The 21,924-nt window shown below is 59.6% G+C and carries 14 protein-coding genes; 3 read left to right on the plus strand and 11 right to left on the minus strand.

The features are described 5' to 3' along the window. Nucleotides 1-213 precede the first annotated feature (213 nt). Nucleotides 214-2,052, plus strand: a complete 1,839-nt coding sequence (locus AC5SEM_RS14875) for a sigma-54-dependent Fis family transcriptional regulator (protein ID WP_495470663.1) — start codon at nt 214-216, stop codon at nt 2,050-2,052. A 306-nt stretch (nt 2,053-2,358) separates the two neighbouring features. Here AC5SEM_RS14875 and AC5SEM_RS14880 read toward each other — a convergent pair whose 3' ends face one another. From AC5SEM_RS14880 to AC5SEM_RS14890, 3 genes are all read right to left on the minus strand, one after another. Beyond that, on the minus strand, nt 2,359-3,576 hold the full coding sequence (locus AC5SEM_RS14880) for an MFS transporter (protein ID WP_495470664.1): 1,218 nt from the start codon (nt 3,574-3,576) through the stop codon (nt 2,359-2,361). Nucleotides 3,577-3,901: 325 nt separating this feature from the next. Next, a complete protein-coding gene (gene cysS, locus AC5SEM_RS14885; protein WP_016986558.1) occupies nt 3,902-5,284 on the minus strand; it encodes a cysteine--tRNA ligase in 1,383 nt (460 codons plus the stop codon). A gap of 21 nt (nt 5,285-5,305) precedes the next feature. Beyond that, entirely contained in the window at nt 5,306-7,003 is a 1,698-nt protein-coding gene (locus AC5SEM_RS14890; RefSeq protein WP_122600546.1) for a glutamine--tRNA ligase/YqeY domain fusion protein, read from the minus strand. A 249-nt stretch (nt 7,004-7,252) separates the two neighbouring features. On the opposite strand from AC5SEM_RS14890, the gene AC5SEM_RS14895 reads away from it, so the two are divergent. Continuing rightward, the gene (locus AC5SEM_RS14895) at nt 7,253-7,759 is read left to right on the plus strand and encodes a peptidylprolyl isomerase (RefSeq protein WP_016986556.1); all 507 of its coding nucleotides are present in this window, start codon (nt 7,253-7,255) and stop codon (nt 7,757-7,759) included. Then, entirely contained in the window at nt 7,756-8,502 is a 747-nt protein-coding gene (gene lpxH / locus AC5SEM_RS14900) for a UDP-2,3-diacylglucosamine diphosphatase (RefSeq protein WP_007912467.1), read from the plus strand. The genes AC5SEM_RS14895 and lpxH overlap by 4 nt, the downstream gene beginning before the upstream one ends. A 101-nt stretch (nt 8,503-8,603) precedes the next feature. On the opposite strand, the gene AC5SEM_RS14905 is transcribed toward lpxH, so the two are convergent. The 8 genes from AC5SEM_RS14905 to AC5SEM_RS14940 all read right to left on the minus strand — a co-directional run bounded on the left by AC5SEM_RS14905 (nt 8,604) and on the right by AC5SEM_RS14940 (nt 21,872). Then, a protein-coding gene (locus AC5SEM_RS14905; protein ID WP_320413090.1) for an IS3 family transposase occupies nt 8,604-9,745 on the minus strand; the annotation gives its coding sequence in 2 pieces (ribosomal slippage) (nt 8,604-9,484 and nt 9,484-9,745; 1,143 coding nt in all). Nucleotides 9,746-9,983: 238 nt separating this feature from the next. Beyond that, nucleotides 9,984-11,513 carry a DHA2 family efflux MFS transporter permease subunit gene (locus AC5SEM_RS14910; protein WP_495470665.1) on the minus strand — a complete coding sequence of 510 codons (1,530 nt, stop codon included), beginning with the start codon at nt 11,511-11,513 and terminating at the stop codon, nt 9,984-9,986. Nucleotides 11,514-11,647: 134 nt separating this feature from the next. Then, nucleotides 11,648-12,850: an HlyD family secretion protein gene (locus tag AC5SEM_RS14915; RefSeq protein ID WP_008082123.1), complete on the minus strand. Its 1,203-nt coding sequence runs from the start codon at nt 12,848-12,850 to the stop codon at nt 11,648-11,650. 15 nt (nt 12,851-12,865) lie between these two features. Beyond that, nucleotides 12,866-14,335, minus strand: coding sequence for an efflux transporter outer membrane subunit (locus tag AC5SEM_RS14920; protein WP_495470666.1), 1,470 nt, complete (start codon nt 14,333-14,335; stop codon nt 12,866-12,868). Further along, nucleotides 14,325-14,807: a MarR family winged helix-turn-helix transcriptional regulator gene (locus AC5SEM_RS14925; RefSeq protein ID WP_095118200.1), complete on the minus strand. Its 483-nt coding sequence runs from the start codon at nt 14,805-14,807 to the stop codon at nt 14,325-14,327. The genes AC5SEM_RS14920 and AC5SEM_RS14925 overlap by 11 nt, the downstream gene beginning before the upstream one ends. Nucleotides 14,808-15,035: 228 nt before the next feature. After that, nucleotides 15,036-16,355 carry a hypothetical protein gene (locus AC5SEM_RS14930; RefSeq protein ID WP_495470667.1) on the minus strand — a complete coding sequence of 440 codons (1,320 nt, stop codon included), beginning with the start codon at nt 16,353-16,355 and terminating at the stop codon, nt 15,036-15,038. 118 nt (nt 16,356-16,473) lie between these two features. Next, a complete protein-coding gene (locus AC5SEM_RS14935; protein WP_495470668.1) occupies nt 16,474-20,148 on the minus strand; it encodes a translocation/assembly module TamB domain-containing protein in 3,675 nt (1,224 codons plus the stop codon). Beyond that, the gene (locus tag AC5SEM_RS14940) at nt 20,145-21,872 is read right to left on the minus strand and encodes an autotransporter assembly complex protein TamA (RefSeq protein WP_495470669.1); all 1,728 of its coding nucleotides are present in this window, start codon (nt 21,870-21,872) and stop codon (nt 20,145-20,147) included. Before AC5SEM_RS14940 ends, AC5SEM_RS14935 begins: the two co-directional genes overlap by 4 nt. Between the last annotated feature and the right edge of the window lie 52 nt (nt 21,873-21,924).

Raw genomic sequence — 21,924 nt, forward strand, 5'->3', positions numbered from 1 at the left:
ACAACACTCTATAAGCGCTTTTTCCCCGATTCTGTGAACGCCGAAGATCCATTGTAGGCCTTCGCCTGCTCGCGATAGCGGTGTGTCAGTCGATGCAAATATGTCTGACACACCGCTATCGCGAGCAGGCTCACTCCTACAGGGGATCTGTGTAGGTTTCGAAGATCGGGTTCATAACAACAATAAAAATCGCTGCATCAGAGGCTGACTGCCATGGCCGCACCTGCCCCGCCGCTGTCCCACGACGCGATCGTCCAGACGTCCTGGCAACGTTGCCGCGCGTTCGGTCTTGACCACCAAAGCACGCCCGCTTTTGATCAACTGCCCGCCACCGGCATTACGCAGCTGCTCGAGCGCCATCATTCACTGGTGCAGACCACACACCAGGAAGTCCTGCCCTACTACGAAAACATCCTCAGCAATTCCAACTGTCTGATCATGCTCGCCGACAATCAGGGCCAGGTGCTGACCTCGTGGGGCACGCAACGTTTTATCGAACCGAATCTGGCGCGGGGCTTTCAGGCCGGGGCGAGCTGGGTGGAACGCACCAGCGGCACCAATGCGATCGGCACGGCGCTGGCCTGCGAACAAGCGGTGCACATCGAACACGATGAACACTTTCTCAAGGCCAACCGCTTCATGACCGGCTCCGCCGCGCCGATTTTCGACGCTGAGCGCAAGGTCATTGCGGTGCTCGATGTGTCCAGCGACAGCTATCTGCCGCCCTCGCACACTTTGGGCATGGTCAAGATGATGAGCCAGACCGTGGAGAACCGGCTGATCCTCAACCTGTTTCATGGCCAGCACTTTCAACTGACCTTCAACACCGGGTTGAACAACCTCGACAGTCAGTGGGCGGGGTTGTTGATTTTTGATGAGAGTGGACAAGTGCTGTCGGCCAATCGCCGCGCCGACAATCTGCTCGGCGTGCGTTTGTCGCGGGTCAGTGTCGAGAGCCTGTTCAAGGTGTCGCTGCTGGAGTTGATCAATCAGCCGGACGGGTTGCCGTTTGCCTTGCAGACGTCCGGGCGTAACCGTTTTCAGTGTTTGTTGAAGCGGCCGAAACAGGCGTCGGTTCAACCGCGCGTTTTTGCTGCTGAACCCAAAACTGCCGCACCCACCGCGATCAGCCTCAACACCTTGCACTTCGGCGACGCTCGCGTGGAAAAAGCCGTGCGGCAGGCTGAGCGTTTGCTGGAGAAAGACATTCCGCTGCTGATCCATGGCGAAACCGGGGTCGGCAAGGAAGTCTTCGTCAAAGCCCTGCACCAGGCCAGCTCGCGTAGCAAACAGGCGTTCATTGCCGTTAACTGCGCAGCGATCCCCGCCGAACTGGTCGAGTCCGAGTTATTCGGTTACGAGAAAGGCGCGTTCACCGGCGCCAACCAGAAAGGCAGCATCGGCCTGATTCGCAAGGCGGATAAAGGCACGCTGTTCCTAGATGAAATTGGCGATATGCCGCTGCCGACTCAGGCGCGGTTGTTGCGGGTTTTGCAGGAACGCTGTGTGCAGCCGGTGGGCAGCAGCGAGTTGTTTGCGGTGGATCTGCGGATTATTTCGGCGACCAACCGATCTTTACGCGAACAAGTGCAATTGGGACGGTTTAGGGAGGATTTGTATTACCGCATTGGTGGGCTGACGCTGGAGCTGCCGCCGCTGCGGGAGCGCAGTGATAAGGAGGCATTGTTTAAACGACTGTGGGAGCAACATCGTGAGCCGACGCAATGGGCGGGGTTGAGCCAGGAAGTGCTGGAGCTGTTCAGCCGTCATCCGTGGCCGGGGAATTTGCGTCAGGTCAGTAGCGTGATGCAGGTAGCGTTGGCGATGGCTGAGGAACAGCCGGTGAGGCTGGAGCATTTGCCGGATGATTTTTTTGTTGATCTGGAGATGGAGCCGGTTGAGCGCGCGCAGCCGTTGGGGTTGGATTTGAATGATGTTGGAGCGTTGAACCGGGAGTTGAAGGCTTCCGGGGGGAATATTTCGCATCTGGCGCGACGGCTTGGAGTTAGCCGCAATACGCTTTACAAGCGGTTGCGTCAGATTGAAGGTTGAGTGAATCCCGTTCCCCTCACCCCAGCCCTCTCCCCCAGGAGAGGGAGCCGACCGAGATGTCTGGCGCTGGACATTGACCTGAAAAAACCAGTCGATTATGGATTCAAAGCATCACGTTCAAGTCGGTGTATCTCTCGAACATCCCCCATTCAGTCCCCTCTCCTGGAGGGAGAGGGAGCCGACCGAGGTGTCTGGCGCTGGACATTGACCTGAAACATCGTGGCGATTATGGATTCGGTGCAAATCGGTCAGGTCGGTGTATCTCCTGAACATCCCCCAATCAGTCCCCTCTCCTGGGGGAGAGGGCTAGGGTGAGGGCGAAAATTCCGGCTCAACATGCGCAACCGAAGCCGCCTCCAATGTGCGCAGCCCCACCAGTACAACAACCACCATCATTATCCCAGCGCCAATGGCCACACCAAACCCCGCTCGCGCGCCCCACGCATCAATCACCAGCCCCGCCAGCATGCCGCCGAGCGCAACGCCAATGCTGATCCCCGTGGTCATCCACGTCAGCCCTTCAGTAATCCTCGACGGCGGGATGATGATTGTCCCCAGCTTCATGACCACGACCATCGTTGGCGCAAACGAAATCCCGGCAATAAACAGCGTCGCTGACAAGACATAAACGTCCGCTGCAAAAATCGGCAACACGCCGGTGAACGCCGTGACCAATATCCCGATCAGGAACTGTTTTTCGATCGCCAGCGAAACCCGCATTGCACCGAACGTCAAACCCGCCACCAGTGAACCGAACGCATAGGCGGCGAGGATGAAAGTCGCCGACGCTGGCCAGCCTTGCGCATTGGCGAAAGCCACGACGGCGACATCGATTGCTCCGCCAATGACCCCCATCGCCAACAACGCGAGGACAATGGTGCGCACGCCGGGGATCAGCAAGGTCGAGCCACTATGGCTGGCGTGGCCGACGACAACCTTGGGTTCAGTCTGGCGCTGCAGGAGAAATGCTGTCACCCCGACAGCCAACAGCCCGACCGCAACAAGGGGCCCGGCTTCGGCGAAAAAACTCACGCTCAAACCGATCGCCAGTGGCGGGCCGACGATGTAGGCCATTTCGGTGAGGACCGTGTCCAGCGAGAACGCCGTGTGCAGTTGCGGCTTGCCCCGGAACAACTGCGTCCATCGTGCGCGGATCATCGACGGCATGCTCGGCATCGTCCCCGCCAGTGCGGCCAGAACAAACAGCAGTGGGGCCGGTGCGCGCATGTAAACCGCAAGGATCAGGGCCAGCAACATGGCAATGCTGAACGCCGTGACGACGGGCAGCACGCGGCTCTGGCCATGTTGATCGACCAGTCTCGAGATGTACGGGCCGAGCAGTGCATTGGCCAGGGTGAACGTCCCGGCGACGGTGCCGGCCAGCCAGTAAACCCCGGTTTTCTGCACTAGCATGGTGATGATGCCGATGCCGATCATTGCCTGTGGCAAGCGGGCGATAGAACTCGCGAGCACTAGCCCGGTGGCGCCGGGGGTGGTTAGTAGCTCGCGATAGTGATTGGCCATGATGTTTCCCTTCGATAATCGTCGCTGATCAGCATCCGGCTGAACGCGTTGCCGACATCAAGACCTACGCGAACGGCAAAAGCAACCCTCACCCCAGCCCTCTCCCAGAGGGAGAGGGAGCTGACCGAGGTGTCTGGCGTTGTGCATCGACCTGAAAGACTGTGTCGATTATGGATTCGGAGAAAAACTTTCAAGTCGGCGTATCTTTTGAGCATCCCCCATTCAGTCCCCTCTCCCTCTGGGAGAGGGTTAGGGTGAGGGGCTCTTCTTCGCAGCCAAACAAAAACCCGCACACGGCGGGTTTTGTTTGTAACAAGTACAGCTATCAGTCAGCCAGACGCCAGGTAGTCCCACCCTTACCGTCTTCCAACACAACGCCCATCGCCGTCAGCTGATCACGAATACGGTCCGACTCAGCCCAATCCTTACCCGCACGTGCCGCCAGACGCGCCGCAATCAGCGCATCAACTTCAGCCGCATCGACACGCCCTTCAGCGCCCGCCTGCAGGAAGTCATCCGCCTCCAACTGCAACACACCCAACACGCTCGCCAGCTCTTTCAGACGTGCCGCCAGACCTGCCGCTGCATCGAGATCGCTCTCGCGCAGACGGTTGATCTCACGCACCATCTCAAACAGCACCGCACAGGCTTCCGGCGTACCGAAGTCGTCGTTCATTACCGTGGTGAAGCGTTCAACAAACGCTTCGCCGCCAGCAGGCGCCACAGTCGGCAAACCTTTCAACGCGTGGTAGAAACGCTCCAGCGCGCCTTTGGCGTCCTTGAGGTTGTCTTCCGAGTAGTTGATCGCGCTGCGGTAGTGGCTCGATACCAGCAGGTAGCGCACGACTTCCGGGTGGTACTTTTCCAGCACGTCGCGGATGGTGAAGAAGTTGTTCAAGGACTTGGACATCTTCTCGCCATTGATACGAATCATGCCGCAATGCATCCACGCGTTGGCGTAGGTCTTGCCGGTGGCCGCTTCGCTCTGGGCGATTTCGTTTTCGTGGTGCGGAAACTCAAGATCGCTGCCGCCGCCATGAATGTCGAAGGTCTCGCCGAGGCAGCAGGTGGACATCACCGAGCACTCGATGTGCCAGCCCGGACGCCCGGCGCCCCACGGCGATTCCCAGCTTGGCTCGCCCGGTTTGGCGGCTTTCCACAGGACGAAGTCGAGCGGATCCTGTTTCGACTCGTCGACTTCGATGCGCGCGCCGATGCGCAGGTCTTCGATTTTCTTGCGCGACAGTTTGCCGTAGCCCATGAACTTGGCGACGCGGTAGTACACGTCGCCATTGCCCGGGGCGTAGGCGTAACCCTTGTCGATCAGGGTCTGGATCATCGCGTGCATGCCCGGAATGTGATCCGTGGCGCGCGGTTCCATGTCCGGCTTCTTGATGTTCAGGCGCGCTTCGTCTTCGTGCATCGCGGCGATCATGCGCTCGGTCAACGCTTCGAACGATTCACCGTTCTCGTTGGCACGGTTGATGATCTTGTCGTCGATGTCGGTGATGTTGCGCACGTAGGTCAGGTCGTAACCGCTGAACCGCAACCAGCGGGTCACCAGGTCGAACGCGACCATGCTGCGGCCGTGGCCAAGGTGGCAGTAGTCGTACACGGTCATCCCGCAGACGTACATGCGCACCTTGTTGCCATCCAGCGGCTTGAAGACTTCTTTGCTCTTGGTGAGCGTGTTGTAGATCGTTAGCACGTTATTTCCCTTGACGCTGAATCACTGGCCCCACGAATCACGCAGGGTCACGGTACGGTTGAATACCGGCTGACCTGGTTTCGAGTCCTTCAAATCAGCGACGAAGTAGCCTTCGCGCTCGAACTGGAAACGGTCTTCCGGCTGTGCATTGCCAAGCGATGGCTCAGCACGACAACCGGTGAGTACCTGCAGCGAATCAGGGTTGATGTTGTCGAGGAAACTCGCGCTGTCTTCAGCCTTCTCTGGGTTGGCCGAACGGAACAGACGATCGTACAGACGCACTTCGCACTCGACGCTGGCGGCAGCCGGCACCCAGTGGATCACGCCTTTGACCTTGCGGCCTTCAGGGTTCTTGCCGAGGGTTTCCGGGTCGTACGAGCAACGCAGTTCGACGATGTTGCCATCGGCGTCCTTGATCGCTTCGTCGGCACGGATCACGTAGCTGCCGCGCAGACGCACTTCACCGGCCGGTTCCAGGCGCTTGTAGCCTTTTGGCGGCTCTTCCATGAAGTCGTCACGGTCGATGTAGATTTCCCGGGCGAATGGCAGCGCGCGCACGCCCATGTCTTCTTTCGGGTGGCGCGGCAGTTCGAGGTTCTCGACCTGGCCTTCCGGGTAGTTGGTGATGACCACTTTCAGCGGACGCAGCACGCACATCGCACGCGGTGCGGTCTGGTCGAGGTCGTCACGGATGCTGAATTCGAGCATGCCGAAGTCGACCACGCCGTCGGAACGGTTGGTGCCGATCATTTCGCAGAAGTTGCGGATCGATTTCGGCGTGTAGCCACGACGGCGGAAGCCCGACAGCGTGGACATGCGCGGATCGTCCCAGCCGTTGACGTGCTTTTCATCGACCAGTTGCTTGAGCTTGCGCTTGCTGGTGATGGTGTAGTTGAGGTTCAGACGGCTGAACTCGTACTGACGCGGGTGCGCCGGCACTGGCAGTGCGTCGAGGAACCACTCGTACAGCGGACGATGGCTTTCGAACTCGAGGGTGCAGATCGAGTGGGTGATGCCTTCGATGGCGTCCGACTGACCGTGGGTGAAATCGTAGTTCGGGTAGATGCACCACTTGTCACCGGTCTGGTGGTGATGCGCGTGACGGATGCGATACATGATCGGATCGCGCAGGTTCATGTTCGGCGAGGCCATGTCGATTTTGGCACGCAGCACGCGGGCGCCATCGGCGAACTCACCGGCGCGCATGCGCGCAAACCAGTCAAGGTTCTCTTCAACGGAACGGTCGCGGAACGGGCTGTTCTTGCCCGGTTCGGTCAGGCTGCCACGGTATTCCTTGGCTTGCTCCGGGGTCAGGTCGTCGACGTAGGCTTTGCCGGCCTTGATCAGCTCGACGGCCCAGTCGTGCAACTGGTCAAAATACTGCGAGGCGTAGCGCACTTCGCCGGACCATTCGAAGCCCAGCCATTTGACGTCGCTTTCGATCGCGTCGATGTATTCCTGGTCTTCCTTGGCCGGGTTGGTGTCGTCGAAACGCAAGTGCGTAACGCCGCCGAACTCCTGGGCCAGGCCGAAGTTCACGCAGATCGACTTGGCGTGACCGATGTGCAGGTAGCCGTTGGGCTCAGGCGGGAAACGGGTAACGATCTGGGTGTGCTTGCCCGAGTCCAGGTCTGCCTGGATGATCGGCCGCAGGAAATTGACCGGCACGGCAGGGCCGGACTTGGCATTCGAGGTAGGGTCGACAGTGGGCTTGCTCATAGGATCCTTGACTTACATGTGCGCGGCCGCAGAGGGGGCCAGACAAAACAAAGCCGCTATCATAGCCGATGCTGTCAAGGGGCTGACAGAGCAGGCCCTATAAAGGTGTGCTTTTTATCGCCGGGAATTGAAAAACAGCCTCGAAATTCGCGCCTGTCACGCTAAACTGCGCACCTTGGCCCACGCTGGCTGAACCGGTTTGGGGGCTCGATGTCCCAAAACCACGAATTCCTCTAAAGAGTAGCGATCATGACTCAAGTTAAATTGACCACCAATCATGGCGACATCGTCATCGAACTGAACGCTGAAAAGGCGCCGATCACCGTCGCCAACTTCATCGAGTACGTCAACGCCGGTCACTACGAAAACACCGTTTTCCACCGCGTCATCGGTAACTTCATGATCCAGGGCGGCGGTTTCGAGCCAGGCATGAAAGAAAAGAAAGACAAGCGTCCAAGCATCCAGAACGAAGCTGACAACGGTCTTTCCAACGAGAAATACACCGTTGCCATGGCCCGCACCATGGAGCCGCATTCGGCTTCCGCGCAGTTCTTCATCAACGTCGCCGACAACACCTTCCTCAACCACAGCGGCAAGAACGTGCAAGGCTGGGGCTACGCAGTATTCGGTAAAGTGACCGCCGGTACCGACGTTGTCGACAAGATCAAAGGTGTATCGACCACTTCCAAGTCCGGCCACCAGGACGTACCAGCAGACGACGTGATCATCGAGAAAGCCGAGATCATCGAAGCGTGATATTGCTGATTTCAGACTTGCATCTGGAAGAGGAGCGCCCGGACATAACCCGGGCGTTTCTGGATTTGCTCGCCGGACGCGCCCGCTCGGCTAGTGCGTTGTACATTCTCGGCGACTTCTTCGAAGCGTGGATTGGCGACGACGCCATGACGCCCTTCCAGCGTTCCATCTGCCAAGCCCTGCGCGAACTCAGCGACAGCGGCACGGCGATTTTTCTGATGCACGGCAATCGCGACTTCATGCTCGGCAAGGCCTTCTGCAAGCAGGCCGGCTGTACGTTGTTGAAGGATCCGAGTGTCGTGCAGTTTTACGGCGAGCCGGTGCTATTGATGCACGGCGACAGCCTCTGTACCCGCGACGTCGGCTACATGAAGCTGCGGCGTTATCTGCGTAATCCGATCACGCTGTTTATCCTGCGCAATCTGCCCTTGAGCAGCCGCCATAAACTGGCGCGCAAACTGCGCAGCGAAAGCAAGGCGCAGACGCGGATGAAGGCTAATGACATTGTCGATGTCACGCCGGAGGAGATTCCGCGGATCATGCAGGAATTTGGCGTGAAAACCCTGATCCACGGCCACACCCACCGCCCGGCGATTCACAAGTTGCAGCTTGGTGAACAAGCGGCGAAGCGGATTGTGTTGGGGGATTGGGATCGGCAGGGTTGGGCGTTGCAGGTGGATGAGAGCGGGTATGCACTGGCACCGTTCGACTTCGCCCCGCCGCTGGCTTTGCCGCATGGCTGAAGATCGCTACCCCCTCACCCCAGCCCTCTCCCCCAGGGGGGGCGAGGGGGAAATGATCTGGTCAAACGATACTGGACACGGTTATAGGGTTTTACCCTTTTTCATGCCGCCAGGGCCTCCATGTCCACCGGAGTTCGGTAGCCATTGTGACTGTGCAGCCTGATCCGATTGTAATAATGGGTCAGGTAGCGCAATACATCGGTACTGGCCTCATCTTCGTTTCGGTAGCCAGCCTTGGGTATCCATTCAGATTTCAAACTGCCAAAGAAACGCTCCATCGGGGCGTTGTCCCAGCAGTTTCCTCGTCGACTCATGCTTTGTTTTATGCGCATGTCCGCCAGCGTTTCACGAAACACTTTACTGCTGTAATGACAGCCCTGATCCGAATGGAACATTAGGTTTTCAGGGCGTCCTCGCGACTCGAAAGCCATCTTTAACGCTCGACAGGTCAGAGCTGAATCCGGACTTCTGGACATCGCCCAGCCGACGATGCGGCGGGCATGCAGATCAAGTACAGCAGCCAGATAAACCCAGTAAGTACCGGCCCAAATGTAAGTCACGTCGCCACACCACACTCGATTGGGGGCCTCGACTTTGAATTTACGCTCCAAATGATTGGGGGCGTATTGCGCCTCCGCACCGCTGGGTTTGTACCGATGCCTGCGCCGTTGCTGGCTCTTCAAACCGAGCTCGCGCATCAGGCTACGAGCCATGTAACGACCTACCGACTCTTTTTCGTTACACAGCGCTTTTGACAGGCTGCGCGCGCCCATTGAGCCGCGACTTTGCTCATGTAATTCGGCAGCCTTGATCTTTAGGCGATCGCGCCCGACATGCACTTTCGCCCGCTGTTTCAGACGCTCGTAATAACTGCTGCGGTTGATACCAAACACGCCACACAACTCGGATCTTGGATATTGCTCGCTTAACTCCTCGACCAGCCTTACCGATCGAGGGAATCCGACATCAAGAGAGCTGTAGCCTTTTTTAAAATTTCCTTCTCGCGCTCAATCCGTCGAATTGTTGCTTCCAGCTCCTGGATGCGTTGTTGGTCAACGGTCATGGCCTTGGACTTCTCAGGCGTCTTGCCACTGCGCTCCGCACGCAGTTGCTCAACCCAGCGACGCAGAGCTGTAGGGCCCACGCCCATTGCTTCGCAGGCTTCACTCACCGAATAGTCTTTATCCAAAACCAGGCAAGCCGCATCCCGTTTGAAATCTGTCGAAAAATATCGTCTGGTCAAATCACACCTCGTCGTTGGGCGTAGATTAACGCCCTTTAGGGGTGTCCAGAATCATTAAGCCAGATCAAAAGGGAGCCGACCGAGTGCAGTTCAAAACCCGCGATCGACTCACAATCTCAAATCATGCTTTCCCCAAACCGGAGTTCAACTCGGTGGCTCAGGTCGGCGTACCTCGAAAGCAAACCTCGGTCAGTCCCCTCTCCCTCCGGGAGAGGGTTAGGGTGAGGGGCTTTTGACCTCAGTGCCCGGAAGCAGCAGGCCCTGCCTTCGCGGCAAACGGTGGCTTAGCCAGCCACACAATCAAAATCAACCCCATAAACCCCCAGCCCAACAACGTGAAGTAATCCACGGTAGAGAGCATGTACGCCTGACTGGTCAAAATCTGATCCATCTGCGCATAAGCCGATTGGCTCGCCCCGCCCAAATGATTCAAAGTCTCGCGCGTCGCCGGCTCAAAGGTACTGATGCTTTCACTCATATACGCATGATGCTGATCCGCCCGGCGAATCCATATCCATGTGGTCAGCGACGCAGCAAAGCTACCGCCCAGCGTCCGCAGAAAAGTCGCCAGACCGGCACCATCGGCAATCTGACTCGGCGGCAGGTCCGACATCAGAATGCTCAAGGTCGGCATGAAGAACAGCGCCACACCAATGCCCATGAACAACTGCACCAGCGCAATGTGCTGGAAATCCACTTCATTGGTGAATCCCGCCCGCATAAAGCAGCTCAAGCCAATCGCCAGAAACGCCAGCCCGGCCAGTAAACGCAGGTCGAACTTGTTCGCGTACTTGCCGACAAACGGCGACAGCAGCACCGGCAGAATGCCGATCGGCGCCACGGCCAAACCGGCCCAGGTTGCGGTGTAACCCATCTGTGTCTGCAACCATTGCGGCAGGATCAGGTTGATGCCGAAGAACCCGGAGTAACCCAGCACCAACACCAACGTGCCGATGCGAAAGTTACGGTGCGCAAACAAGCGCAGATTCACCACCGGATGCTGGTCGGTCATTTCCCAGATGACGAACACCGCCAGCGCAATCACCGAAATCGCCGCGCCGATGATGATGAAGTTCGACTCGAACCAATCCAGGTCATTGCCCTTGTCGAGGATCACCTGCAACGCGCCGACGCCGATGATCAGGGTGATCAGACCAACGTAATCCATCGGCTGACGGCTGGTTTCCACCGGACGTTTGGCCAGTTGCGAGCGCACTACCATCACCGCAAAGATGCCGATCGGCACGTTGATGAAGAAGATCCACGGCCAGCTATAACTGTCCGTTATCCAGCCACCGAGAATCGGCCCGGCAATCGGCGCGACCACCGTGACCATCGCCAGTAACGCCAGGGCCATGCCGCGCCTCGCCGGCGGATAGACCGCGATCAACAGGGTTTGCGTCATCGGATACAGCGGCCCGGCGACCAGACCTTGCAGGACGCGGAAGCCAATCAATTCCGGCATCGACGTGGAGATACCGCAGAGAAACGAGGCCAGCACGAACAGAATGGTGGCCCACAAAAACAGCTTCACCTCGCCGAAACGGCGGCTGAGCCAACCGGTCAGCGGCAACGCAATCGCGTTGCTCACGGCGAACGAGGTGATCACCCAGGTGCCCTGCTCCGAACTCACCCCGAGGTTGCCGGAAATCGTCGGCAGCGCCACGTTGGCGATGGTGGTGTCGAGCACTTGCATGAACGTCGCCAGCGACAGGCCGATGGTGCTGAGCAACAGGCTGGGCGGCGTGAAAGAGGCGTTATTGCTCATTGTGAATCCTATGAAACCAGGTTGTCGCCGTGCCCTTGTGGGAGCGAGCCTGCTCGCGAAAGCGGTGTGTCATTCAGCATTTATTTGTCTGAAAGGCCGCCTTCGCGAGCAGGCTCGCTCCCACAGGGAAAGATTCAGCGTTGCGCGGTTTTGCTGACCGCAGCGCTGTTGTCGTGGATCAGCTGCGCAATCATCGCGTCGGCTTCGGCCAGTTGACGGTCGTAGACGTTGGTGCTGAACGAGGCCTTTTGCGGTGGTTGCTGTGCGAGCACCGGGCCGCTCTGGTCGTGCAGGTTCACTTCAACATTGGTCGACAGACCGACGCGCAGCGGATGCTTGGCCAGTTCTTCGGCGTTGATGTGAATCCGCACCGGCACACGCTGAACGATCTTGATCCAGTTACCGGTGGCGTTCTGCGCTGGTAGCAGAGCAAACGCGCTGCCGGTACCGGCGCCGAGGCTGTCGACGGTGCCGCTGTATTTCACATCGCTGCCGTAGATATCGGATTCGATATCGACCGGCTGACCGATGCGCATGTCACGCAGTTGGGTTTCCTTGAAGTTGGCGTCGATCCACAGTTGATCCAGCGGAATCACTGCCATCAACGCCGTGCCCGGCTGCACACGCTGACCGAGCTGCACGGTGCGTTTGGCCACGTAACCGGTGACCGGCGCGATCAAGGTGCTGCGGGCATTGGTCAGGTAAGCCTGACGCAGGTCGGCAGCGGCGGACATCACATCCGGATGCGACGAGACCACGGTGTCATCGACCAGCGCGCTGGTGGTTTTCAGCTGCTGCTTGGCGTTGGCCAGGGCGTTTTGCGCCGAGGTCAGGTCATCGCGAGCGTGGGACAGTTCTTCCTGGGAAATCGCCCCGCCCTGCGCGAGGTTTTTCCGCCGGTTGTAGTTGTCCTGGGCTTTCTGCACTTCGGCCTGTTGCGCATTGACCTGGGCTTTCATGCCATCAACGTTGCTGTACAAGCCACGCACCTGACGCACGGTGCGCGCCAGTTTCGCCTGCGCACTTTGCAGGCCGACTTCAGCGTCGTTCGGGTCGAAGTTGATCAGCACCTGACCTTCGTGAACCAGATCACCATCGTCAGCGCCAATGCTGACCACAGTGCCGGTCACCAGCGGGGTGATTTCGACAACGTTACCGTTGACGTAGGCGTCGTCGGTGCTTTCGTTGAAGCGCCCGATGAACTCGTGATACGCCCAGACGCCGGCGCAGGCGAGTGCAACCACAACGGCCAGCACCAGCAGCATGACTTTGCGCTTGCGCGGGTTGCCGGTGTCCGGGGTGTTGCCTTGAGCTTGGGTGTTTTCGGCAGTGGCCATGACAATTACCTTGAATTAGTTGTGCGGCGTGGCTGGGGTGGCGTTGGCTGCGGTCAGGGTTTGCCCCTGGAAGCCGCCGCCCAGCGCTTGCATCAGTTGAATCGACAGATCGATTTGCTCGGCATTGAGGTTGGCCAGTTGACGCTGGGCCTGGAGCAATTGCTGCTCGATGCTGAGCACGTCCAGGTAGTTGCCGATGCCGGAACCGTAACGCTGGACCACGGTGTTGTAAGAATCCTGGGCAATGTCGGTGGCGTGCTGCTGCGCACCGATCTGCCGGCCGATGTCACGCAACTGATTGATCGTGTCGCTGACATCGCCCAGTGCTTTCACCAGACTTTTGTTGTACTGCGCCACCGCCAGATCGTAATCGGCGTCGCGCGCATCGAGGTTGGCGCGCAGGCGTCCGCCGTCGAAGATCGGCACGGAAATGGTCGGGGCAATATTGAAGAAGCGACTGGCCGAACCGAACATCGCATCACCCAACAAAGACTCGGCACCGGCCGAGGCCGACAGGTTCAAGTTGGGATAGAAGCGGGTTTTCGCCGAGTCGATGTCTTTGCTCGCCGCTTCAACGCGCCAACGGGCGGCAACCAGATCCGGGCGACGACCGAGCAGTTCCGCCGGCAACACCGACGGAACGGCAACAGCGCTGGCTTGCAGGACTTTCGGTCGGGCGATTTCGTTGCCACGATCCGGGCCTTTGCCGAGCAGCACAGCCAAGGCGATCTTGGCGCTGTTCAGGCGCTTTTCTGCGTCGATCAGGCTGGCTTCGGAACTGGCTTCCAGACTTTGCGTTTGCTGGAACTGGTACTGACTGTCGATCCCGGAACTCAGGCGACGCTGGCTCAGGTCGAGCATTTGTCTGGTGCGTTTGAGGTCTTCGTTGGCCAGGTCATAAACGATGTGTGCCTGACCGAGATCGCTGTAAGCGCGAGCGACATCGGCGGCGAGGGTCAGCTGTGCGGCCTGACGATCAACTTCAGCGGCGCGGGCCTGACCGAGTGCAGCTTCCCAGGCATCACGCTGGCCGCCCCAGAGGTCGAAGTTGTAATTGAAACCGGCGCTGACGTTACGCACGGTGGCGTAGGCGTCGCCCTGCCCCAGCGGATCCTGATCCTTGGCCAGACGCGAACGGCTGATGCCGGCGCTGGCGTCGAGGGTCGGATAACGTTCGGCATCGGCGGCATACGCGGCGGCGTTGGCCTGATGCGCGCGGGCCTCAGCGATCTGCATGTCCGGGCTGTCGTGCAGGGCTTCGCGAATCAAGCCGTCGAGTTGCGGATCGCCGAGGCTGGTCCACCAGTCGCTCTTCGGCCAGGCGGCCGGCGACAGGGTCACGCCGTTGAGGGACTGGCCGACTTTCAGGTTTTTTGCATCGAGGCTCGCGCCCGAAGTGTCGAGGCCGCTGTAGTTGGCGCAACCGGCGAGAATCATCGCCGACAGCACCAGAGTCAGGCTGCTGCGCAAGGTTTTACCGCTCATTGTGTTCACCTAAGCGCTGGATGGTGATCGGGTCACCGGCTGCCAGCAGGATTTTCTTGAGGATGTATTCCAGGGTTTTCAGCTCTTCGCGAGAGATGGCGCCGGCCAGTTCATTCATCGCATCGGCGCCGATGTGCGGCAGGCGATCGGCCAGTTGCTGGCCTTGCTCAGTCAGTTTCAGTTGCACCTGACGGCGATCGCCTTCGCTGCGCTGGCGAGCCAGAAAGCCTTTCTGCTCCAGACGATCGAGCATGCGCGTCATCGAACCGCTGTCGAGCGACAGGTGCCGGCACAGTTCGGCCGGGGTATCGACGCCGAACTGGGCCATGATGATCAACACCTTGAACTGCGCGGCGGTGATGCCGTGGGGTTCCATGTGGGTGTCGATGATCCGGTCCTTGAGCAGCGCGGCACGGCCAAGCAACAGGCCGAGATGGCAATGTTTGAATTCGTCCGGGGTGAAATGCTTCATTTGCTCACCTAATAACTGCCTAGGCAGTGAATGTATGTCGAGATGTTACTGCCTAGGCAGCGAATGTCAATGGAATAGTTAGCAGGCTTGGTAATTAGTTGAGCAATGGAGTTGGTTTTGTGTCGCACAGGCGGACGCCATCGCGAGCAGGCTCACTCCTACAAGGGAACGCATTTCAAATGTAGGCCTTCACCTGCTCGCGATTGGAGCGACTCGGTGTGAAGTCGGTCAGGATTCGTCGGAAGGACGCACAGATGGCGGTTGCACCGGATGCACCTCACGCCCCCGCAAGGCAGTCGCCACATACCCAAAGGCCCGCTTGCTCACCGCATAAATGCTATGCCAGCCCGGCGGTGCCGGCTCGATGGCGGCATGCAACGCTCGCGCGTAATCAAGCACCAGCCCGGGCGTCCAGGCCATCGCCTCTGCCCGTTTGCGCACTTGCGCAGCAACCCAGAACTCGGGGCTGAAGATGACTCGGGCGAAATCCAGCATGCTCGAATGTCCCCGGTTCATCGCTCCTTCCAGCGCCGCTTCGAGGCTATGGGCGACGGCGCTGGAACAGTTTCGGCTGGTCAGGTTGTACGTACTGTCCTGCCGATACTCCGTCCAGAACGCATGCAGGCGCCGGGCGTCGTAATGGGCGAAACTGACCTGCACCGAAGACGGGCACCAGTCCGCCACCTCGCCGGCATAGTCCGGCAGAAACCTGCCGGCAACATCGTTGTTCGGCGTCGCCCGCAGCAAGCGCACGAAATCCCCCGCCGAACGATCAATGTCGTCCTGCGGGTAATGGCTGATGTAAATGTCCGGGCCACATTCCAGTGCCGCATGGCCGGCGGAGATCACGCCGTTGATATCGACCGCCGCGATGTAGCGGTTGAGCAGGCGATTGCGCACCAGAGTGTCGTCGACGGTACCGCTGGGGGTCCAGACGTGAATCACCAACGCGTCGCTGCTGGCCGGCGCACTCACTGCAGCAGGACTGGTCAGCGGCAGCTGGTGTTTGAAGCGCACGGCTTGCCGCAACAAGGCGCAACCGGTCAGGAACAGGCTCATGCCAATGCAAAACGGCACCGTGCCCTTGTACAGCGTCGGATACGGCTCAAGGATAAACACGCCAAAGCCGATTTCGAACAACCCCGCCAGCAGCGACACTCGCCAACCGACAAAACGCACCACCAGCGCCGCCGCCAGCCGAAAGCCGCCATCGAGCAGAAAAGCCCCGCCAAACAGCACCGCCAGAATCAGCCCGGCAGCGTGTTGCCGGTCGACGATCAACAGTCCCAGCAAGAGAAACGCCAGTCCTCGCGCTCTGCGCAGCGCCGCAGCGGTCCCGGCTTGCGGTGCCGGCACCAGCAGCAGGATCAGCGCTTCGAGCAACAACAGATAGCCGAAGAGATGCAGCGGAAAATACAGAACACCGTCCAGCGCATCAATGAAGATGCCCACACCGGCCGCGCCCCAGGCGATGCCCGTCAGCGCCAGCGCGGACCAGCGTTTGCGGACGAATTCGTGACCGAGCAAGACCATACTCAAGCGGACCATTTGCGCCCCCGTTCTCTTCGGGTAGCCGCCAACCGCGCAGCTTTCCAGTGGCGGTGAGTCTAATCCATTCTGCAAAAGCCGGATCGCAGCGACGCGACCCGGCGATGGGAAACGCGCGTTAGAAATCGCGCTTGTAGAAGATATCCAGCGAACTCGCCACGCCACTTGCCGCCTCGACATAGACCTTCTTGCTCAGCTTATAGCGCAGCGCAATGGTGTTGGCCGGTTCAAACACGCCCACGCCATAACGCAAACTGAGCTTCTCGGAGATATTGCCGCTGGCCACCACACTGGTGGTGTTGCCGCTGCCCGCCGTGTCGAGCTGGAAATCCTGAATCCCCAGATCCTTGGCCAGGCTGCTGGTGACTCCGGAACTGCCCATCAAGCCCAGCCCCAACGCCGCTTGCGCGAGCATGTTGTTGTCTTCGCCGTTGGTGCTCAGCGGTCGACCGAGGACCAGATAGGAAAGCGCCTGCTCCTGACTCATCGCCGGCTCGGAGAAGATCTGCGTGGTCGGCTGCTCGGCGCTGCCGCTCAGGCGAATACCGGCGATCACGTCGTCGGTCTGGCGGATCGCTTCGATGTCCAGATACGGCTGATCGAGGGGGCCGGCGAACAACAGACGCGCACGCCGCACTTGCAGGCGCTGGCCGTAGGCACTGTAGCGGCCGTCGTTGAGCCACAGTTCGCCACGGGTGTCCATGTTGTCGCCGATGTGCACATGACCTTGCACGTTGGCGGTCAGACCAAAACCGGCGAAGGCCAGTTTGTCTTCGCCGACCACCACGTCGATGTCCATTTTCATCGCCAACGGTGGTTTGCCCTCTTCGGTCTGCGCACCGACGATGATCGTGTCATCGGAGACTTTTACCGTTGACGGCGGCAATTCACGCACGGTGATTTCACCTTTGGGCACCTGCACTTTGCCGGCGATTTTCAGTTCGTCGCCGGCCATGGAAATCTTCAGGTCCGGTGCTACTTCCAGCTTGGCATAAGGCTCGACGGTGACCGGCAATTGCGTGCCTTTCAACGCCAGATCAACCACCAGTGCCTGGCCCCAGGCAACGTTACCGTTGAGGCTGCCCTGCCCGCTCTTGCCGCTTTTCCAGCCGCCGTCGAGGCGTACCGATTCGCCGGCAATCAGGGCGGTGAGTTGCAGATTCTGCAGCTCCATCGGCAACTCGGCGCCGGACACTTCGCCATCGCTGAGTTGCACGGTGCCGTTGACCAGCGGCGCCAGCAGTCCGCCGGAAATCGTCCCGCTGCCATTCAGGCGGCCGGTGAGTTTTTCAACCATCGGCACAAACGGCCGCGCCACCGACAGATCCAGTCCGCTGAGGCGGAACGAGCCGCTCAACGGTTTGTTTTTCGGCAGTGGATTGAGCTGTGCCTGCACCATCAACTCGCCGAGTTTGCCGCCGACGAAATTCAGCTCGGTGTCGACGCGCTTGGGGGTGAGTTTGCTGGTGAGTTTCAGGGTCTGGTAGGGGAAGTCCAGCCACTGATCCTTTTCCTTCATGCGCAAGGTGCCGCCGCTGGCGTCAATGCTGACCACACCATTCGGGCCGCTGGCCGGCAGATCCAGTTGCAGATCGGCGTTGAGCTTACCCTTCCAGGCAAAGTCTTTCGGCAACCATTGCGCGAGGCTTTCGATCGGGAACTGCTTGAGGTGGTAGCGCAGTTTCGGCTCCGGCATCAGCCGTTGATCTTCACCGCACAGGCTGGCGTCGCCGGACATCCAGCAATGCGCGCCAAAGTTGATCTTGCCGTCGGCCAGACGTTCGAGTTTGGCCGGATTCTGCAGTTTCCAGTCCTGGCCACCGGCCTGAATATCGCCACTGGCCAGACGACCACGCCAGTTGCCCTTGTCCAGATTGCCATCCAGACCAAGGGCCAGTTTCAGCTTCGGCCCGATCAGGTCGAGGTTGAGTTTCTGGTTTTTGATATCGCCCTGAGCGCTGGCAGTCAGCGTGCCCAATGAAGTGTCACCGGCCTGAATGCCGGCACCTTTCAGATCGATCTTCGCCCTTTGCGCACTGTCGAGGGTGGCATCGAGGTTGAGGCTTTGCAGGCGATTGTCCTGGAACGCCAGTTGCGAACCTTGCAGACCGAGTTTGCCCTGCGGTGCTTTCAACGTACCGGCCACATTGACCTGACCGTTGACCTGCCCGCGCAGTTGCGGCCAGAGCTGAGCCAGACGCGACAGCTTGATGTCGATCTGCCCGGTGAGTTTCTGTTGCAGGCTGCCCTTGCCGTTGATGCTGTTGTCGCCGAGGCGGATTTGCAGGGCGTTCAGGTTCCACTGCTCGCCAGCGCCGTCAGCCTTGGCCTGAAGGATCGCCGGTTGACCGCGCAGTTTGCCTTTCAAGTCGAGGTCGGCGGTCAAACTCAGGCGTTCATTTTTCATTTCGCCTTGGCTTTTCAGCGGTCCAGCTAACGTGCCCGGCAACTCGGCAACCCAGTACGCCGGGTTCAACGCCGACAGCTCCAGCGCTGTGTCCCAGGCGATGCCGTCGGCGAACTGCACATTGACGTGCCCTTCAGCCTTGCCCTGCCCGGCTTGCATTTTCAGTTGCGGCAAAGCGATCTGTTTCAGGCTGCCGCTGAACGGACTGCTCAGGGTAAACGCGCCCGCAGGACCATCCAGCGCGGCGGCGAAGTTGCCGAGGTATTGACCGTCGGTGTAAGAGACTTCGCCAGTGAAGGTACGCAAGGCGACTTGTGGCTCGTCGATTTCGTTGTAGAGCCGATGCCACGGAAAGTCCTGCCAGTTGATGTTGGCTTGGGCGCTGAGGCCTTTGCTCCAGTCGACGCTACCGGTGAGTTTCAGGCTTTGTTTATCGTTGGCCGTCAGGTCGAGGCCGGCGATCTGCGCGCCGCTGGCGTCGACTTTGCCTTTGAGCAGCAACGCCACCGGGCCTTTGTCGGCGGGCAGCGTGGCGTTGCCGTTGAGCTGGTAACCGCTTTTCAGGTCGCCTTCACCGGTCAGCAGCAATTGATTGAGTTGCAGGGTGTCGGGCAGGTCGGCGCTCGGTTTGAACGCCTCGCTAGTGATGCGCACCTTGGCTGGCAGGTTTTCCGCCAGCGGTTGCAATTCACCACTCAACAGGCCGTCGAGGTAACCCCGGCTGTCGGCGTGCAGGTTGAGGGTTTTCAACAGGTCGCCGTCGATCTTCAACGCCAGCGCCCACAGCCCCGTGCCCGGCGACGGCAATGTCAGGTCACCGGCGATGTTCAGCGGCCAGTTGCCGGTCGGCGTGAGTGTGCCGGACAGGTTCAGGCTGAGCTCGTCGCGCTGCAATTTCACGCTGTCGATCTGCATGCCCTGGGCGGTCCAGTGCGCCGCCAGTTGCAAACCCTTGAGCTGCTCGCTGCCGTTGAATAACAGGCTGCCAACCTGCACGTCGCCCAGTTCGATGGCCACCGGCAATTGCAGATCCGGCAGTTTGATCGGGCCGCTCTCAGTGGTTTCTTCACTCGGCGGGAATTGCAGAATGACCTGATCTGCCTTGAGCTGTTCGATGCACAGGGTCATGCGCGTCAGGCACAGCGGCGACCAGGCGAAGATTGCCTTGTTCAGTTCGACGCGGCTGCTGTCCTGCTGCCACAGCAGATGATCGGCGCTCCACTGCCCGCCTAGGCGACCCTGGAAATTTTCCACGCTCAAGCCCGGCACGAGGCCCAGCACCCAGCGGCTGCCGGCCGCCGTGCCGAGCACAGCGGTGACACTCAATACAATCAACAACACCAGCGCCAGCAGCGTCAGCGCCGTAATTTTCAAACCACGCTTCACAGCTCAGGCCCCATGGAAAAGTGCAGCCGGATGCCGCCATCGTCGTCGAGTGCGTGGGCCAGGTCGAGGCGGATCGGCCCCACCGGCGAGACCCAGCGCACACCAATGCCGACCCCGGTCTTGAGGTTCGGCAGTTCGAGTTTATTGAAGGAGTTGCCCTGGTCGACGAAGGTCGCCACGCGCCATTTTTCGGCGATCGAGTATTGATACTCGACGCTGCCAGCGACCATGTAACGGCCGCCGATTCGGTCGCCATCGGAGTTTTTCGGCGACAGACTCTGATAGTCGTAACCGCGCACGCTCTGATCGCCACCGGCAAAGAAGCGCAGCGACGGCGGCACCGAGTTGTAGCCGTTGGTGGCGCTACCGCCGACCTGCACGCGACCGAGCAAGCGATGTTTGTCGAACACCGTGGTCAGGCCTTTGACCAGCGCGGTGCCATACAGAAGGTTGTTGTCCGAGCCGAGGCCTTCCTTCGCCACTTTGCTTTCGAAGCTCAGGCGATAGCCGTTGTGCGGGTCGATGCGGTTGTCGCTTTTCAGATACGAGTAACTGATGCCGGGCATCAGCAAGGTGCTCAGGCCGGAGTCATCGCCGAGTTCATATTCTTCACGCTGCCATTTCAGCGAGATCACCCGCTGCCAGCCACTCGGCAATTTGCTGTGCCATTCCGGGCCGAAGGTCAGCAGTTTGCTCAGGGTATCGGAGCCGTCGATGTCTTCGAATTGATAACCGCCGGCCCAACGCAATTTATCGGTCAGTGGCGGGTCGAGCGGGATGTCGTAGAACAAACCAACGTTTTGCCGCGGCGCTGAGAGCTCGGCTTCCCAGCCATAACTGTCGCCCTGCGGGTTGACCCAATGGCGGGTCCAGTTGGCTTTGATGCGCGGGCCGACGTCGGTCGAATAACCGAGACCCAGGCCCATGGTGCGCGGCTTGCGCGTGTCGAGTTTGACGTCCACCGGGATCACGTCGTTCTTCGCGGTGGTCGGTGCGGCATCGACGCGTACGCCTTCGAAGTAACCGCTCGATTGCAGATCGCGATTGAGTTCGGCGATCAGCTCGGAGTCATACGGCTCGCCTTCCTTGAACGGCACCATGCGTTGCAGCAGGTCTTCGTCGAACGGCGTGTCGCCTTCGAATTTGACTTTGCCCAGCGCATAACGCGGGCCGCTTTCGTAGATCAGTTCGATGTCGGCGACACCGGCGCGCGGGTCGACCATGAGTTTTTGGCTAGTAAAGTGGCCACTGAAAAAACCGAAGCGCGAAGCCTGATTCTGAATAAGTCTTTTGGCGTCTTCGTAACGGCCATGGTTGAGCACCGCACCGGACTTGAGCGCGTCGCTTTTCGGGACTCGAAAGGATTTGAGGGAGGCCGCCGGGCCGTCGACACGGAGGGTGACGTTGCGCAGGTGAATAGGCTCGCCGGGATCGATCTTCAACACCAGGCGCGGCTTTTCGCCACCCTTGACGTCGCTTTCGATCTGCGGCTGGTAGTAGCCCAACGCCTGAGCCGCTTTGCGCGCCTGCTCTTCGGCACCGCGACTGAAGCGCTGCAGGGCTTCTTCGTCACGATCGCCGAGGCTGCCGATATAGCCTTCTATATTGGCCTTGAGTTCATCGTTGGACGGTTTGATCCGCACATCCAATTCACTTTGCGCCAGCGCCGCGCAGCTGGTTAACAGCATGAGCACGCCACTGGTAAATCTTCCTGGAAACTTCATAGGCGCGGATGCTATCACGGGCTTGGGAGCGTGATAGAACAGGAAATTTCCC

The organism is Pseudomonas sp. CH61 (assembly GCF_059429415.1).

What these genes read in the sequence shown, in the direction of transcription:
- AC5SEM_RS14915 (WP_008082123.1), bottom strand. Translation starts at nt 12,850, where the DNA reads ATGGCCACTGCCGAAAACACCCAAGCTCAAGGCAACACCCCGGACACC.
- AC5SEM_RS14930 (WP_495470667.1), bottom strand. Translation starts at nt 16,355, where the DNA reads ATGGTCCGCTTGAGTATGGTCTTGCTCGGTCACGAATTCGTCCGCAAA.
- AC5SEM_RS14940 (WP_495470669.1), bottom strand. Translation starts at nt 21,872, where the DNA reads ATGAAGTTTCCAGGAAGATTTACCAGTGGCGTGCTCATGCTGTTAACC.
- AC5SEM_RS14910 (WP_495470665.1), bottom strand. Translation starts at nt 11,513, where the DNA reads ATGAGCAATAACGCCTCTTTCACGCCGCCCAGCCTGTTGCTCAGCACC.
- AC5SEM_RS14895 (WP_016986556.1), top strand. Translation starts at nt 7,253, where the DNA reads ATGACTCAAGTTAAATTGACCACCAATCATGGCGACATCGTCATCGAA.
- AC5SEM_RS14925 (WP_095118200.1), bottom strand. Translation starts at nt 14,807, where the DNA reads ATGAAGCATTTCACCCCGGACGAATTCAAACATTGCCATCTCGGCCTG.
- AC5SEM_RS14890 (WP_122600546.1), bottom strand. Translation starts at nt 7,003, where the DNA reads ATGAGCAAGCCCACTGTCGACCCTACCTCGAATGCCAAGTCCGGCCCT.
- AC5SEM_RS14875 (WP_495470663.1), top strand. Translation starts at nt 214, where the DNA reads ATGGCCGCACCTGCCCCGCCGCTGTCCCACGACGCGATCGTCCAGACG.
- AC5SEM_RS14920 (WP_495470666.1), bottom strand. Translation starts at nt 14,335, where the DNA reads ATGAGCGGTAAAACCTTGCGCAGCAGCCTGACTCTGGTGCTGTCGGCG.
- AC5SEM_RS14880 (WP_495470664.1), bottom strand. Translation starts at nt 3,576, where the DNA reads ATGGCCAATCACTATCGCGAGCTACTAACCACCCCCGGCGCCACCGGG.